This is a genomic window from Rubrivivax soli (assembly GCF_049810355.1).
Taxonomy (GTDB): Bacteria; Pseudomonadota; Gammaproteobacteria; order Burkholderiales; family Burkholderiaceae_C; genus Rubrivivax.
In genome coordinates, this window is record NZ_CP187368.1 from 478,958 (window position 1) to 494,859 (window position 15,902).

The 15,902-nt window shown below is 71.4% G+C and carries 12 protein-coding genes; 7 read left to right on the top strand and 5 right to left on the bottom strand.

Going from position 1 to position 15,902, the window contains the following annotated elements; genetic code table 11:
• Position 1 precedes the first annotated feature (1 nt).
• The 3 genes from ACPOLB_RS02125 to ispD form a co-directional block, all read right to left on the bottom strand.
• Positions 2-1,180 carry a hypothetical protein gene (locus ACPOLB_RS02125; RefSeq protein ID WP_425259647.1) on the bottom strand — a complete coding sequence of 393 codons (1,179 nt, stop codon included), beginning with the start codon at positions 1,178-1,180 and terminating at the stop codon, positions 2-4.
• Between the two features lie 113 nt (positions 1,181-1,293).
• The gene (gene ispF / locus ACPOLB_RS02130) at positions 1,294-1,782 is read right to left on the bottom strand and encodes a 2-C-methyl-D-erythritol 2,4-cyclodiphosphate synthase (RefSeq protein WP_425259648.1); all 489 of its coding nucleotides are present in this window, start codon (positions 1,780-1,782) and stop codon (positions 1,294-1,296) included.
• Positions 1,779-2,477, bottom strand: coding sequence for a 2-C-methyl-D-erythritol 4-phosphate cytidylyltransferase (ispD, locus tag ACPOLB_RS02135; protein ID WP_425259649.1), 699 nt, complete (start codon positions 2,475-2,477; stop codon positions 1,779-1,781). Before ispD ends, ispF begins: the two co-directional genes overlap by 4 nt.
• 26 nt (positions 2,478-2,503) lie before the next feature.
• Here ispD and mfd point away from each other — a divergent pair, with 26 nt between their 5' ends.
• Genes mfd through serB form a run of 3 tightly spaced genes read left to right on the top strand, consistent with a single transcriptional unit; the run spans position 2,504 to position 7,823 of the window.
• The gene (gene mfd, locus ACPOLB_RS02140) at positions 2,504-5,947 is read left to right on the top strand and encodes a transcription-repair coupling factor (protein ID WP_425259650.1); all 3,444 of its coding nucleotides are present in this window, start codon (positions 2,504-2,506) and stop codon (positions 5,945-5,947) included.
• The gene (locus ACPOLB_RS02145; protein WP_425259651.1) at positions 5,944-7,107 is read left to right on the top strand and encodes a hypothetical protein; all 1,164 of its coding nucleotides are present in this window, start codon (positions 5,944-5,946) and stop codon (positions 7,105-7,107) included. Before mfd ends, ACPOLB_RS02145 begins: the two co-directional genes overlap by 4 nt.
• An 8-nt stretch (positions 7,108-7,115) precedes the next feature.
• Positions 7,116-7,823, top strand: a complete 708-nt coding sequence (gene serB, locus ACPOLB_RS02150) for a phosphoserine phosphatase SerB (protein WP_425259652.1) — start codon at positions 7,116-7,118, stop codon at positions 7,821-7,823.
• 25 nt (positions 7,824-7,848) lie between these two features.
• Here serB and ACPOLB_RS02155 read toward each other — a convergent pair whose 3' ends face one another.
• Positions 7,849-8,529 carry a hypothetical protein gene (locus ACPOLB_RS02155; protein WP_425259653.1) on the bottom strand — a complete coding sequence of 227 codons (681 nt, stop codon included), beginning with the start codon at positions 8,527-8,529 and terminating at the stop codon, positions 7,849-7,851.
• Between the two features lie 136 nt (positions 8,530-8,665).
• Positions 8,666-12,547 carry an ATP-dependent RNA helicase HrpA gene (hrpA, locus tag ACPOLB_RS02160; RefSeq protein WP_425259654.1) on the bottom strand — a complete coding sequence of 1,294 codons (3,882 nt, stop codon included), beginning with the start codon at positions 12,545-12,547 and terminating at the stop codon, positions 8,666-8,668.
• A gap of 62 nt (positions 12,548-12,609) precedes the next feature.
• Between hrpA and argA the strand changes: the two genes are divergently transcribed.
• The 4 genes from argA to ACPOLB_RS02180 all read left to right on the top strand — a co-directional run bounded on the left by argA (position 12,610) and on the right by ACPOLB_RS02180 (position 15,757).
• A complete protein-coding gene (gene argA / locus ACPOLB_RS02165) occupies positions 12,610-13,950 on the top strand; it encodes an amino-acid N-acetyltransferase (RefSeq protein ID WP_425259655.1) in 1,341 nt (446 codons plus the stop codon).
• A 20-nt stretch (positions 13,951-13,970) separates the two neighbouring features.
• Complete coding sequence (locus ACPOLB_RS02170) at positions 13,971-14,243, top strand: oxidative damage protection protein (RefSeq protein ID WP_425259656.1); 273 nt, start codon at positions 13,971-13,973, stop codon at positions 14,241-14,243.
• Positions 14,244-14,310: 67 nt separating this feature from the next.
• Positions 14,311-15,357, top strand: coding sequence for a Fe(3+) ABC transporter substrate-binding protein (locus ACPOLB_RS02175; RefSeq protein ID WP_425259657.1), 1,047 nt, complete (start codon positions 14,311-14,313; stop codon positions 15,355-15,357).
• 91 nt (positions 15,358-15,448) lie between these two features.
• Entirely contained in the window at positions 15,449-15,757 is a 309-nt protein-coding gene (locus ACPOLB_RS02180) for an H-NS family nucleoid-associated regulatory protein (protein WP_425259658.1), read from the top strand.
• Positions 15,758-15,902: the final 145 nt, after the last annotated feature.

The following is a 15,902-nucleotide window of genomic DNA, read 5'->3' on the forward strand; positions in this document are numbered from 1 at the left end:
CTCAGGGCGCCGTGGCCGGTCCGGTGTCGGTGTAGAAGTTCACGCGCGGCGCGATCAGCGGCGTGGCCACGCCCGCCGGGTCCACGATGACTTCGCTCTCCAGCACGAAGGTGGCGCCGCCACCGTTGTTGGCCAGCGGCACCCAGGTGCGCACGCCGGTGCTGGGGCCCAGCGGCCGGTTCTGCACGATCTGCCCGCCGCCCAGCGTCCAGGTGAGCGGCGACCGGGTCTCGGTGCCGGCCACCAGGTCGCGGAACACGCGCTCGCCGCTGCCGTCGCGGTACAGGTGGACGACGAAACTGTTCGTCGGCGTGGTCGAGATGCCCGACTGCCACATGCGCGACGCCTGGCGCAGCGTGCCGAAGCCTGCGCCGGCCATCGGCTTGACCATCAGCCGGCGGTAGGCGACCGTGGGCACGCCGCCGGCGCGGTCGACGTCGAGCCAGACCTCGGCCCCGGTGCGGCGGTCGACCGACACCCGCGTGTAGGCCCGCTCGCCCGACGGCAGGCCCAGCACCAGCCACTGGTCGGCATCGAAGGCGGCCGGCACCACGCTGCCGCTGGCGGCGAAGCTGCCCAGGCCGCCGGCCTGCAGCGTCAGCACGTCGACGGCGTCGAACGGGCCCGTGCGCGGCAGCTCGCCCAACCCGGCGAGCGCGACACCCGGCACCAGGTCGCCCACCGGCGGCCGCAGCGCCAGCGCGAGGTGGCGCGTCGCGAGCCCGGGGTCGCCCAACGCCCCGAACGGCACCACGGTGCCGGCGGCACAGCCGTCCAGCGTGGTGACGGTGCCGAGCTCGACCACCTTCGACTCGCCGCGGTCGGCGCTGCCCGACAGCGTGGTCAGCGCGATCTGCAGCGTGCTCTGGCGCTGCAGCGGGAAGTCGTTGATGCAGGGATCGAAGGTGCTGGCCCGGAACTCGGTGCTGAACGGCGTGTCCAGCGTCACCACGCGCTGCGCTCCGCTGCGCGCCACGCTGCCGCCGCTGCGGCCGGCGTTGGCGACCACCACGGCGCGTGTGCTGCCGATCCAGTCGACGAGATACGCGGCAGGCGCGTCGTTCTGCTGGGCCACGTAGGCCACGCTGCGGGTCTGGGCCGAGGCCGGCAGGCTGATGCCGGCGGCGAGTGCGGCACCGAGCAGACAGGCACCGAAGGTGCGGCGCGAGAAGAACGTCATGGTCGCGGAACTCCTGACAGAGCCTGCACCACGCAGGCTGCGTGGGAGGCTATCCCACAGACTTGCCGAAGCCCTCCACCGCATTGGGGGGGGCGCCCGGCGTCAACGGCGCATCAGCGCTGCCACAACAGGCAGATCGCCCGCGCCTCGATCGCGCGGCCCTCGCCCACCGGTCCCATCTGCTCGGCCGTCTTCGCCTTCACGTTGACGGCATCCACCGCCAGGCCCAGCGCCTGCGCGATGCGCTCGCGCATCGCCGGGATGTGGGGGGCCATCTTCGGCGCCTGCGCGACGATGGTGCTGTCGACGTTGCCGATCTCCCAGCCCGCGGCGCGCACCCGGCGCCCGGCCTCGGCCAGCAGCACGCTGGAGTCGGCGCCGCGGAACTCGGCCGCGGTGTCGGGGAAGTGGCGGCCGATGTCGCCCAGCGCGGCGGCACCGAACAGCGCGTCGGTGATGGCGTGCAGCAGCGCGTCGGCGTCGCTGTGGCCGAGCAGGCCGTGGCTGTGCGGGATGGTGACGCCGCCCAGCACCAGCGGCCGGCCGGTGACGAGCTGGTGCGTGTCCCAGCCTTCGCCGACGCGGAAGTTGATCGGGTTCATCGTGTCTCCAGCAGGCGGGCCGCCAGCGCGAAATCGCCCGGCCACGTGACTTTCAGGTTCTCGAGGTCGCCCACCACGAGCCGCGGCGCCAGGCCCAGCGCCTCGATGGCGCCGGACTCGTCGGTGACGGCCGCGCCGGCCTGCAGCAGCGCGCGCTGCAGCAGGCCCAGGCGGAACATCTGCGGCGTCTGCGCCGCCCACTTGCCGGCACGCGGCAAGGTGGCGTCCACCCGGCCCGCCTCCGCCCCGGTGCCTTCCTGCTTCAGCGTGTCGGCCAGCGGCAGCGCGAGCAGGCCGCCGACCGCGTCGTCCCAGCAGGCGTCGATCAGCCGCTCGACCCAGGCCGGCCGCAGCAGGCAGCGCGCGGCGTCGTGCACCAGCACCCAGTCGTGGTCGTCGGCGCCCTTGCCGCGCAGCACGGCCAGGCCGTGGGCCACGGTGGCGGCCCGCGTGGCGCCGCCCACGCGCGCCACCCAGCCGGTGAAGTCGGGCGCGTGGCGTTCGAACAGCGTGTCGTCGGGCGCCAGCACCACCAGGGTGCCGGCGATGCGCGGCACCGCGGCCAGCGCGGCCAGCGTGTGCGCCACGACGCTGCGGCCGGCCAGCGGGCTGTACTGCTTGGGCCCGCCGGTGCCGGCGCGCTGGCCGACACCGGCACACGGAACCAGGGCGAAGCAGCGGGCAGCAGGAGTCATCGCCAGATTCTAGAATCGCGCCCTCCATGCAATTACCCCACATCGCCCCGGGCAGGCGCTACACGCTGCCACGCCCGGTGGGCTCGGGCGACGCGCTGCTGCTGGCGCGCCTGGCCCGCCAGCAGGCCGACGCCCAGCGGCTGCTGGCCATCGTCAGCGCCGAACCCTCCGACTCCACGCGGCTCGCCGACGAGCTGGCGTTCTTCGACCCCGCGCTGCGCATCGCGGTCTTCCCCGACTGGGAGACGCTGCCCTACGACACCTTCAGCCCGCACCAGGACCTGATCAGCGAGCGCCTGGCGACGCTGTGGCGCGTGCAGCAGGGTGATGTCGACGTGGTGCTGCTGCCGGCCACCACCGCGCTGACGCGGCTGGCGCCGCCGTCGTTCCTGGCCGGCACCACCTTCCATTTCAAGCAGAAGACGCAACTCGACGAGGCGAAGCTGAAGGGCCAGCTCACGCTGGCCGGCTACCAGCACGTGAGCCAGGTGGTGAGCCCGGGCGAGTACGCGGTGCGCGGCGGCCTGATCGACCTGTTCCCGATGGGCTCGCTGGTGCCGTACCGCGTGGACCTGTTCGGCAACGAGGTCGACTCGATCCGCACCTTCGACCCCGACAGCCAGCGCAGCCTGTACCCGGTGCCGGAGGTGCGGCTGCTGCCGGGCCGCGAGTTCCCGATGGACGAGCGCGCGCGCGGCGACTTCCGAAAGCGCTGGCGCGAGAAGCTCGACGGCGACCCGACGCGGTCGCGCATCTACAAGGACATCGCCACCGGCATCGCCAGCGGCGGCATCGAGTACTACCTGCCGCTGTTCTTCGACAGCATCGGCAGCATCTTCGACTACGTCGGTGCGCAGGCCATGCTGGTGCTGCACGGCGAGGTCGACCAGGCGCTGGAGCGCTACTGGGCCGACACGCGCGAACGCCACCGCTTCCTGCAGCACGACCCCGAACGCCCGCTGCTGCCGCCGGAAGAGATCTTCCTGAAGCCCGACGAGTTCTTCACGCGCACGCAGGCCCACGCGACGCTGTCGCTGCGCGGCAAGGACCCCACCGACTGGGCCCGGCCGCTGCCCGACGTGTCGGTGGACCGCGGCGCGACCGAGCCGCTGTCGGCGCTGGAACAGCACCTGGACAAGACGCCGCACCGCGTGCTGCTGGTCGGCGAAAGCGAAGGCCGGCGCGAGAGCCTGCTGGACCTGCTGCGCGACCACAAGATCAGCGTGCCCAGCGTCGCGACGCTGGCCGAGTTCATGGCCGGTGACGAGAAGGTCGCCATTGCGTCGGCACCGCTGGCAGAGGGCTTCCACTGGCACGAACCCGACAGCGGCGTGTCGGTGCAGTTCATCACCGAGACCGAGCTCTTCGCGACCACGCCGCAGGCGCGGAAGCGGCGCAAGCAGGAACAGGTCAGCAACGTCGACGCGCTGATCAAGGACCTGTCGGAGCTGAAGGTGGGCGACCCCGTCGTGCACCTGAACCACGGCATCGGCCGCTACCAGGGGCTGAAGAACATCGACCTCGGCGAAGGCACGTCGGAGTTCCTGCACCTGGAATACGCCGACCAGGCCACGCTGTACGTTCCGGTGGCCCAGCTGCACCTGATCAGCCGCTACACCGGCGTCAGCGCCGAAGAGGCACCGCTGCACCGCCTGGGCAGCGGCCAGTGGGAGAAGGCGCGCCGCAAGGCCGCCGAGCAGGTGCGCGACACCGCGGCCGAGCTGCTGAACCTGTACGCCCGCCGTGCTGCGCGCGAAGGCTTCAGCCACCGCTTCAGCCCGCACGACTACGAGGCCTTCGCCGCCAGCTTCGGCTTCGAGGAGACGGCCGACCAGCGCGCTGCCATCCACGCCGTGATCCAGGACATGGTGAGCCCGAAGCCGATGGACCGCCTGGTCTGCGGCGACGTCGGCTTCGGCAAGACGGAGGTCGCGCTGCGCGCGGCGTTCGTGGCCGTGCACGGCGGCAAGCAGGTGGCGATCCTTGCACCGACCACGCTGCTGGCCGAGCAGCACTACCAGACGCTGGTGGACCGCTTCGGCAAGTGGCCGGTGAAGATCGCCGAGCTGTCGCGCTTCCGCAGCGCCAAGGAAGTCAAGGTGGCCATCGACGGCATCGCCGCCGGCACCGTGGACATCGTGGTCGGCACGCACAAGCTGCTGAGCAGCGACGTGAAGTTCGCGCGCCTGGGGCTGCTCGTCATCGACGAGGAACACCGCTTCGGCGTGCGCCACAAGGAGGCGATGAAGGCGCTGCGCGCCGAGGTCGACGTGCTGACGCTGACCGCCACGCCGATCCCGCGCACGCTGGGCATGGCGCTGGAAGGCCTGCGCGACCTGAGCGTGATCGCCACCGCGCCGCAGCGCCGGCTGGCGATCAAGACCTTCGTGCGTACCGAGACGAGCGGCACCATCCGCGAGGCCATCCTGCGCGAGCTGAAACGCGGCGGCCAGGTCTACTTCCTGCACAACGAGGTCGAGACGATCCAGAACCGCAAGCAGAAGCTCGAGGAGCTGCTGCCCGAGGCGCGCATCGCCGTGGCCCACGGCCAGATGCCCGAGCGCGAGCTGGAGCACGTGATGCGCGACTTCGTCGCGCAGCGCTTCAACGTCCTGCTGTGCAGCACCATCATCGAGACCGGCATCGACGTGCCCAGCGCCAACACCATCGTGATGAGCCGGGCCGACAAGTTCGGCCTGGCGCAGCTGCACCAGCTGCGCGGGCGCGTCGGCCGCAGCCACCACCAGGCCTACGCCTACCTGCTGGTGCCCGACGTCGAGGGCCTGACCAAGCAGGCAGCGCAGCGGCTGCAGGCCATCCAGGACATGGAAGAGCTGGGCAGCGGCTTCTACCTCGCCATGCACGACCTGGAGATCCGCGGCGCCGGCGAGGTGCTGGGCGAGCACCAGAGCGGCAACATGATGGAGGTCGGCTTCCAGCTCTACAACGACATGCTGTCGGAGGCCGTGCGCTCGCTGAAGAACGGCAAGGAGCCCGACCTGCTGAGCCCGCTCAGCGCCACCACCGAGATCAACCTGCATGCGCCGGCACTGCTGCCCGACGCCTACTGCGGCGACGTGCACACGCGGCTGAACCTCTACAAGCGCCTGGCCACGGTGGACAAGCCCGAGGCCATCGACCTGCTGCTCGAGGAGATCACCGACCGCTTCGGCAAGCTGCCCGCGCAAGGCCAGACGCTGTTCGACACGCACCGGCTGCGCGTGCTGGCCAAGCCCTACGGCGTGCAGAAGATCGACGCCGGGCCGAAGCTGATGAACATCTTCTTCCGCCCCAACCCGCCCATCGACGCGATGAAGATCATCGACCTGGTGCAGAAGAACCGCGCCATCAAGCTGGCCGGCAACGACAAGCTGCGCATCGACCGCGAGATCGCCTCGCCGCAGGACCGCGCGCACTTCGTGCGCGACGTGCTGCGCGCGCTGGGCCCGCCCACGGGGCCGCTGCCGTGACCGCGGCGCTGCGGCGACGCAGGCTGCTGCTGGGCGCGGCGGCACTGCCGCTGGCCGGCTGCCTGCCGGCGCCCTACGGCACCTACTTCCGCCCGTCGTCCACTGCGCCCTTCGAGGTGCGGCGCGAGGCCTGCGGCGGCCAGGCCGGGCCGCCGACGCGCCTGTCGATGCAGCTGCCGTCGGGGATCGCCATCGAGGCATCGGCGCAGCGCGACCACGTGCTCGGCGACGCCAGCGGCATCCCGCTGCGGTTGCGCCTGACGCTGCCGCGCCAGCGCCGCGTGCGCTTCCTCGGCGACCGGCCCACCCTGCAGGAGCAGCGCAGCGGACGCGAACTGGCGCTGCCCGTGTCGGTGGAGCTGCTGGGCGTCGCCACCGTCGACGTGGGCGACCGCGTCGACGTCGCGGTGCTGCACCCGGCCGGCGGGCCACTGCCGGGTGCCGCCGCGCCCTACGGCAGTGCCACGCTGCGGCTGGACGGGCCGCTGGGCGAGGCGCCGCTGCAGATGGAGGTGCAGCTGCCGGCGCTGTGGCTGGGCGACGAACGGCTGGTGCTGCCGCCCGTGACGCTGCAGCGTCCACCCAGCCCCGACTTCACGACCTACCGCAGCGCCGCACTGCAGCAGCAGGTGCAGGCCCGCGCCGACGCCTGCCGGCGCGACACGCCGCAGCGCGACTGCGCGGCCATCCTGCGCCATGCCGAGCTGAGCTTCGACGAGCGCATCGGCACGGCACGCTGGCTGGGCGAGTGGCGCTACACGACCGTGCGCAACGCCCGGCCCCTGTTGGGGATGCTGCGGCTGGAGCCCGGCGATGCGCGGCCCTGGCGGCTGGACCGCGATGCCGTGGTCGGCCTGCACGATCTGGCCAGCGGCCAGCGGCACGTGGTGCCTCTCGGCAGTGTCGGCAGTGTCGGCAGCGTCGGCAGGATCGACGTCGCCTACCGCGGCCCGCTGCCGCTGTCCACGCCGCTGCATGCACGCCCGGCGCCGGCCGGTGCGGACACGCACATCGACATCGGCGCGCGCTTGCCGGGCGACGTGCCGAGCTTCGAGGTCCGCCTGCCGCCGGTGCAGGTGGACGGCGAGACCGTCGCGCTGCCCGCCATCCAGTTCGAACGCCGGTCCTTCGACGGCGCATTCCAACCCTTCAACTGCTGAACCTGGCGATGACAACCCCCTCCCCCGGCCTGGTCGTGCGCGGCGTGCCCGCGGGCGCCCGACTGTCGGACTACAAGCTGGTCGCGTTCGACATGGACTCGACGCTGATCAACATCGAGTGCATCGACGAGATCGCCGCCGAGGCGGGCCGCAAGGACGAGGTCGCGGCCATCACCGAAGCCGCCATGCGCGGCGAGATCGCCGACTACAAGGACAGCCTGCGCCGCCGCGTCGCGCTGCTGGCCGGCTTGCCCGAAGCAGCGCTGCAGAAGGTCTACGCGGAACGCCTGCAGCTCAACCCGGGCGTCGAGACCTTCGTCGCCGCCTGCCAGGCCGCCGGCATGAAGACGCTGCTGGTCTCCGGCGGCTTCACGTTCTTCAGCGAACGAATCCGGCAGCGGCTGCGGCTGGACTTCGCACGCGCCAACACGCTGGGCATCGCGCACGGGCGCCTGACGGGCACGCTGTTCGATCGGCCCTGGGGCGACATCGTCGACGGCGCCGAGAAGCGGCGCGTGCTGCTGGAGGTGTGCGAGCTGATGGGCATCGAATCCAGCCAGGCCATCGCCGTGGGCGACGGTGCCAACGACCTGCCGATGATGGCCGCGGCCGGGCTCTCGATCGCCTACCACCCCAAGCCGGCCGTGGCCGCGCAGGCCATGATCGCCATCCACAGCGGCGGCCTCGACCGCGCGCTGGAAGTGCTGGGCCGCTGAAGCAGGCCGGACGCAGCGGCGCGCTTCAGCCGCCGCTGAACACCAACTGCACCGTGTGCGGCCGCTCGATGGGCTGGGCATCGAAGCGCCACTGCAGCAGGGCCGCGCGCGCCACGGTCTCCAGCTCGTCGTCGGGATCGCCCCGGAACGCCACGCTGACGACGCGGCCATCGGTCGCGATCACGAGATCGGCCGTCACCTCCAGGCGCCGCTGCGGGCGACGCTGCAGCCGACCGGGCAGCTCGGGGTCGACCCGGCTCAGCAGCCGGGGCGGATCCAGCACCACGGCACGCGCCTCGGGCAGTGGCGCCAGCGGCGGCGCGGCCGGTGTGCGCGCCTCGATGGGCGCCATCAGCGGCGCCCCGACCGCGGCGCTGGCGGGCAGCGCCACGGGGTCGAACACGGCCGGCAGGGCACCCAGGTTCACCGGCCGTTCGACCGCGGGTGCCGGTGCCGGTGGCGCCACCACGGGCACGGCGACAGCGCCCGCGGGCGGCGGCTCGGCGCGCACGATGCCACGCACCCGCGCCGCCTCGAGGATGCGGCGCCGGGGTCCGTCGGCCTCGCGCTGCGCGCGTTCCATCGCCGACTTCTCGGCCGCGGCGTCGCCGGCCGAAGCGGCCGGCGCGGCCGGCGCGCCCTGCGCCCCGGCGGTGTCGCACAGGGCCAGCAGCAGCACGGCGGCCGTGAGCAGTCGCATGTCCAAGGTCTTGTCCTCTTCGCCGCGGGTGGCGGCGCCCAACGCCAGCGCCCCGGTGGGTGGCACTGCAAGCGCGGAATTGTAGGGAGCAACTAACGCGCCAGCCGGGGGGCGGGCTGCGCGCAAACCCGAACGAACGGCCTCAGCCTGCCAACTGTTGCCAGGCTTTGTCGAGTCGTTTGGCACTGACGGGCTGCGGCGTCCGCAGTTCCTGCGCGAACAGGCTCACGCGCAGTTCCTCCAGCAGCCAGCGGTATTCGTCCAGCCGCGCATGCTGCGCGCCCTTCAGCTCGGCCACGCGGCGCAGGTAGCGCTGCTCCAGCGGCCGCAGTTCGGCCAGGCGCCCGGCGTCGCGCGCGGGGTCGGCGCGCAGCTTGTCCAGCCGCAGCGTCACGGCCTTCAGGTAGCGCGGCAGGTGCTGCAACGGCGCCCAGCCGGTGGCCAGCAGGAAGCGCTTGGGCACCAGCCGCTGCAGCTGCGCGGCGACGTCGTCGGCCACGTCCTTCGGCGGCTTGCTGTCCTTCAGCTTGCGCAGCGCGGTGGCGTGCTCGGCCAGCACCGTGCCGGCCAGCCGCGCGACCTCGGCGGCGATCAGGTTCAGCCGCGTGCGGCCTTCGTCGATGCGGGCCTTGAAGCTGCGTTCGTCGGCGGGCAGCGGCTCGGCCAGGAAGGCGCGGTCCAGCGCCAGGTCGATGATCTGCGCGCGCAGCTCTTCCAGCGTGCCGCCCAGGCCCATGAAGGCCGCACCCATCTTCGTCAGGTCGGGGATGTTCTTCTCCAGGAACTTCAGCGGTTCCTTGATCTGCAGCGCGACCAGCCGGCGCAGGCCCGCGCGGTGGCGCGCGGCGGCCACGTCGGGTTCGTCGAAGACCTCGATCTCGACGTGCGTGCCGTGGTCGATCAGTGCCGGAAAGCCGATCAGCACCTGGCCGCCGCGCCGCACTTCCATCAGCTCGGGCAGCGCGCCGAAGGTCCAGGCGGTGTGGCGCTGCGCCTCGGCCGGGGCGGCCGGCGCCGGCGGCTGCACCTGCGCCACCACGCCGCGTCCGCCCGGGGACGACGCCGCGGCGGGCGTGGCCGGCGCGGCGGCTGGCGGCGCGGCCACCTTCAGTGCCGCCAGCGCCTGGAACGCGCTGCGCGCCTGGCCGCCCAGCTCGGCCTTCAGGCCGGCCAGGTCGCGGCCCATGCCGAGCTGGCGGCCGTGCTCGTCGACGACGCGGAAGTTCATGAACAGGTGCGGCGGCAGCTGGTCGGGCTTGAAGTCGTTGCGCTGCACCGCCAGCTGGGTGCGCTCGCGCACGGCCTTCAGCAGCGCGTCGAGCAGGCCGCCCTGGCCGAAGGGCGCGGTGGCGCAGAACTCGGCCGCGTAGTCGGGCAGCGGCACCAGGCGCGAGCGCGGGCGCTGGTGCAGCGTCTTGCACAGCGCCAGCACCTTGGCCTGCAGCATGCCGGGCACCAGCCACTCGCAGCGTTCGTCGCTGACCTGGTTCAGCGCGTAGATCGGCACCGTCACCGTGACGCCGTCCTTGGGGTCGCCGGGTTCATGCAGGTAGACCGCGCTGCAGTCGATGCCGCCCAGCCGCAGCGTCTTCGGGAAGGCCGCGGTGGTGATGCCGGCGGCCTCATGGCGCATCAGCTCTTCGCGCGTCAGGTGCAGCAGCTTCGGCTGCTTCTTCACTTCCTCGCGGTACCACTTCTCCAGCGTCGCGCCGCTGCACACGTCGCGCGGCAACTGCTGGTCGTAGAAGGCGTGGATCAGCTCGTCGTCGACCAGCACGTCCTGCCGGCGCGCCTTGTGCTCCAGCTCCTGCACCTGGCTGATCAGCTTCTGGTTGTGCGCCAGGAACGGCAGCTTCGTGTCCCAGTCGCCCTGCACCAGCGCTTCGCGGATGAAGATCTCGCGCGCCGCCGGCAGGTCCACCCGGCCGAAGTTCACGCGCTTGTTGTTGTAGATGACGATGCCGTACAGCGTGGCGCGCTCCAGCGCCACCACCTCGCCGGCCTTCTTCTCCCAGTGCGGCTCGAGCAGCTGCGTCTTCAGCAGGTGGCCGGCGATGGGCGGGATCCACGTCGGCTCGATCGCCGCCAGCCCGCGACCGAACAGGCGCGTCGTTTCCACCAGCTCCGCCGCCACCAGCCAGCGCCCGGGCTTCTTGCTCAGGTGCGCGCCCGGGTGGCGCCAGAACTTCACGCCGCGCGCGCCGAGGTACCAGTCCTCGTCGTCGCTCTTGCAGCCGATGTTGCCCAGCAACCCGGCCAGCATCGCCTGGTGCACCTGCTCGTAGGTGGCGGGCACGGTGTTCAGCCGCCAGCCGTGCTCGGCCACCACCGTGTGCAGCTGCGAGTGGATGTCGCGCCACTCGCGCACGCGGCGCACGCTGACGAAGCTGTCGCGCAGGCGCTGTTCCTGCTGGCGGTTGGTGAGCTTGTGGCTGTTGTGCGCCTCGCCGTGGCCGCGGCCTTCCTCGATCCACTTCCAGAGCTTCAGGTAGCCCATGAACTCGGAGCGTTCGTCGTCGAACTTCTTGTGCTTCTCGTCGGCAGCCTGCTGCGCCTCGAGCGGGCGGTCGCGCACGTCCTGGCCGCTGAGCGCCGCGGCGATGACCAGCACCTCGGTCAGCGCCTGGCGCTCGCGCGCTTCCAGGATCATGCGGCCCACGCGCGGGTCCAGCGGCAGCTTGCTCAGCTCGACGCCGATGCGCGTGAGCGCGTTGTCCTCGTCGACCGCACCGAGCTCGCCCAGCAGCGCGTAGCCATCGGCGATCGCCTTCTTCGGCGGCGCCTCCAGGAACGGGAAGTCCTCGATGTCGCCCAGCCGCAGCCCCTTCATGCGCAGGATCACGCCGGCCAGGCTGCTGCGCAGGATCTCGGGGTCGGTGAACTTGGGCCGGCCCTGGAAGTCGTCTTCGCCGTAGAGCCGGATGCAGATGCCGTTGGCCACGCGGCCGCAGCGGCCGGCGCGCTGGTTGGCCGCCGCCTGGCTGACGGGCTCGACCTGCAGCTGCTCGACCTTGTTGCGGTAGCTGTAGCGCTTCACGCGCGCGGTGCCGGCGTCGACGACATAGCGGATGCCGGGCACCGTCAGCGAGGTCTCGGCGACGTTGGTGGCCAGCACGATGCGGCGCCCGTTGCCGGCCTCGAACACGCGGTCCTGCTCCTGCTGCGACAGCCGTGCGAAGAGCGGCAGGATCTCCGGCTGCGGGCCGCCGCGCGCCGAGGCCTGCGTGCTGGCGAGGTGCTTGCGCAGGTGGTCGGCCGTCTCGCGGATCTCGCGCTCGCCAGGCAGGAACACGAGGATGTCGCCCGGCCCGTCGCGCCAGAGCTCGTCCACCGCGTCGGCGATCGCGTCCTCGAGGTCGGCGTCCTTGCGCTCTTCCCAGGGCCGCCAGCGCTGCTCCACCGGGAACAGGCGGCCGGATACCATGATCACCGGCGCCGCCCCATGGCGCGACGCGAAGTGGCGCGCGAAGCGGTCGGCGTCGATGGTGGCCGAGGTGACGACGATCTTCAGGTCGGGCCGGCGCGGCAGGATCTGGCGCAGGTAGCCGAGCAGGAAGTCGATGTTCAGGCTGCGCTCGTGCGCCTCGTCGATGATCAGCGTGTCGTAGGCCTGCAGCAGCGGGTCGGTCTGCGTCTCGGCCAGCAGGATGCCGTCGGTCATCAGCTTCACGCTGGCGCCGGGCTGCAGGCGGTCCTGGAAGCGCACCTTGTAGCCCACCACCTCGCCCAGCGGCGAGTTCAGCTCCTGCGCGATGCGCTTGGCCACGCTGCTGGCGGCGATGCGCCGCGGCTGCGTGTGGCCGATCAGCCCCTGGCCGCCGGCCCCCCAGCCGCGGCCCAGTTCCAGCATCAGCTTGGGCAGCTGCGTCGTCTTGCCCGAGCCGGTCTCGCCGCAGACGATGACGACCTGGTGCGCGGCGACGGCACGCGCGATCTCCTCGCGCCGGGCCGAGACCGGCAGCGATTCGGGGTACGTGATGGGCGGGACGGGGTGCGCCTGGACGGCGCGGCGCGGTGGAGGCACGGGGCGCGGATTATGGCCGGGCGCCGGGCTGCACCGGGGGCTGCGGCACAATCCGGCGCAGCATGAGCCTCGTCTTTCCGCACACCTTCGTCCCGCTGTTCCGCGCCGTCGCACCGTACATCCACATGTACCGCGGCAAGACCTTCGTCGTCGCGGTCGCGGGCGAGGCCATCGCGGCGGGCAAGCTCAACACGCTCGTGCAGGACCTGGCGATCCTGCACGCCATGGGCATCAAGCTGGTGCTGGTGCACGGCTTCCGGCCGCAGGTCAACGAGCAGCTGGCCGCCAAGGGCCACGTCTCGCGCTTCCACAACGGCGTGCGCGTGACCGACGCGGTCGCGCTCGACGCCGCGCAGGAGGCTGCCGGGCAGCTGCGCTTCGAGATCGAGGCCGCCTTCAGCCAGGGCCTGCCCAACACGCCGATGGCCAACGCCACCGTGCGCGTGGTGTCGGGCAACTTCCTCACGGCGCGGCCGGTGGGCATCGTCGACGGCGTCGACTTCATGTCCAGCGGCCTCGTGCGCCGGGTCGACCACCTCGCGATGCGTCGCGCCATCGACACCGGCGCGCTGGTGCTGCTGTCGCCTTTCGGCTTCTCGCCCACGGGCGAGGCGTTCAACCTGACGATGGAAGAAGTTGCGACCTCGGCCGCGGTGGCGCTGCAGGCCGACAAGCTGCTGTTCCTGACCGAGCTGCCGGGCATCCACGAGAACGGCGACGACCCCGAGAGCCCCATCGACACCGAACTGGCGCTGGCCGACGCGCGCAGGCTGCTGCAGCGCATGCCGCCGCCCACCCTGCCCAGCGAGCCCGCGTTCTACCTGCAGCACTGCGTGAAGGCCTGCGAAGGCGGTGTCGAGCGCTCGCACATCCTGCCCTTCGCCGCCGACGGCGCCATCCTGCTGGAGGTGTTCACGCACGACGGCATCGGCACGATGGTGGTCGACGAGAAGCTGGAAAGCCTGCGCGAGGCCACCGCCGACGACGTCGGCGGCATCCTGCAGCTGATCGAGCCCTTCGAGCGCGACGGCACGCTGGTGCGGCGCGAGCGCACCGAGATCGAGCGCGACATCGCCATGTACACGGTGATCGAGCACGACGGCATCATCTTCGCCTGCGCCGCGCTGTACCCCTACCCCGAGCGCCGCACGGCCGAGATGGCGGCGCTGACCGTGAGCCCGCTGTCGCAAGGCCAGGGCGACGGCGAACGGATCCTCAAGCGCGTCGAGCAGCGCGCGCGCGCGATGGGCCTGGAGAGCATCTTCGTGCTGACCACGCGCACGATGCACTGGTTCATCAAGCGCGGCTTCGCGCAGGTCGACCCCGACTGGCTGCCCGACGCACGCAAGAAGAAATACAACTGGGACCGCCGCAGCCAGGTCCTGGTGAAGAAACTCAGCTGAACCGACCCCAGGAGATCGACATGACCCGCATGGTGCAATGCATCCACCTCAAGAAGGAAGCCGAAGGCCTGAGCTTCGCGCCCTACCCGGGCGAACTGGGCAAGCGCATCTACGACAACGTCAGCAAGGAAGCCTTCGAGCTCTGGAAGAAGCACCAGACCATGCTGGTGAACGAGAACCGGCTCAACCTGGCCGACGCGCGGGCCCGGCAGTATCTGGCGCGGCAGATGGAGCAGTTCTTCTTCGGCGGCGGCGCCGAGCAGCCGGCGGGCTACGTGCCCCCTGCACCGTAAGACTATTGAGAAGCGTTCGCATTATCAAGTAGACTCCGGGCATCGACCAACGATCTCCGGAGTTGTGATGTCCCGTCCCGTCCTGTCCCGCCTGCTGGCCGCAGCCCTCGTCACGTTGAGCCTGGTTCCCGCCTGGGCCCAGGACAACAAGGTCCTGAACCTGTACTCGGCCCGCCATTACCAGACCGACGAGGCCCTCTACGCCAACTTCACCAAGGCCACCGGCATCCGCATCAACCGGGTGGACGCCGACGATGCCGGCCTGCTGGTGCGGCTGAAGAGCGAAGGCGCCAGCAGCCCGGCCGACGTGATCCTGCTGGTCGACGCCGCCCGCCTGTGGCGCGCCGAAACCGACGGGCTGTTCCAGCCGGTGAAGAGCAGCGTGCTGGAAAGCCGGATCCCCGCGCAATTGCGCAGCACCGACGCCGGCCAGGGATCGCAGTGGTTTGGCTTCTCCACGCGCGCCCGTGTCATCGTGTATGACAAGCAGCGCGTGAACAAAACCGACGTCGACACCTACGAGAAACTCGCCGACCCGGTGAACAAGGGCCGCGTCTGCACACGTTCGGGGTCGCATCCTTACAACCTGTCGCTGTTTGGCGCGATGGTCGAACATCTCGGCCCGGCCAAGGCCGAGGAATGGCTGAAGGCGGTCAACGGCAACATGGCGCGCGCCCCCAAGGGCGGCGACACCGACCAGATCAAGGCCGTGGCCAGCGGCGAATGCGCCGTGGCGCTGACGAACAGCTACTACCTCGCGCGCATGATGCGTTCGGAAGCCCCGGCCGACCGGGCCGTGATCGAGCGCATCGGCGTGGTGTTCCCGAACCAGGCGAACCACGGCACCCACGTCAACATCGCCGGCGGCGCCGTGGCGCGCCACGCGAAGAACCGCGAGGCGGCGGTGAAGTTTCTCGAGTACCTGGCCAGCGCCGAAGCGCAAACCTATTTCGCCAACGGCAACAACGAATGGCCGGCGGTGCGCGACGTGAAACTCAAGAATCCCGCGCTGGAAGCCTTTGGTGATTTCAAGGTGGAAACGGTTCCGGTTTCCACGATCGGCCGCAACCAGGTGCCGGTGCAGCAGATGCTGGACCGCGTCGGCTACCGCTGATTCCAACCCCGCGCGGGGTTTTCCGCGCCGCTGGAATTGGGCGCCCGATGTAGCATCGGGCCAGTCAGTTTCAGCCGCACGGAGATTCCCCATGGCAAGCTTGGAAGAACTGCTGGCACAAAAGGCCAGCCTGGAAAAGCAGATCCTCGACGCGCAGCGCGAGGAGCGCTCCGCGGCCATCACGCAGGTCAAGGCGCTGATGGCGCAATACGGGTTGACGCTGGCCGACCTGGGCACCCGCGCCGCGGCCGCGCCCAAGCGCAGCGGCAGCACCGGCAAGGTCGCGCCCAAGTACCGCGACCCCACCACGGGCGACACCTGGACCGGTCGCGGCCTGCAGCCCAAGTGGCTGCGGGCCGCACTGGCCGCCGGGCGCTCGCTGTCCGACTTCACCATCTGAGGCCGCTGCGGTCCGCACCCCGCGGCTGCATGGGCCCGCGTCCCCGGCTCGCGGGGGCGGAACCGGCTTGCGGGTGGGGGCCCTGCGGTTAGCATGGAACGTCGCCTGCCTCGCCGGGCCGTTCCCCCTGCCCGTCCGACAGCCC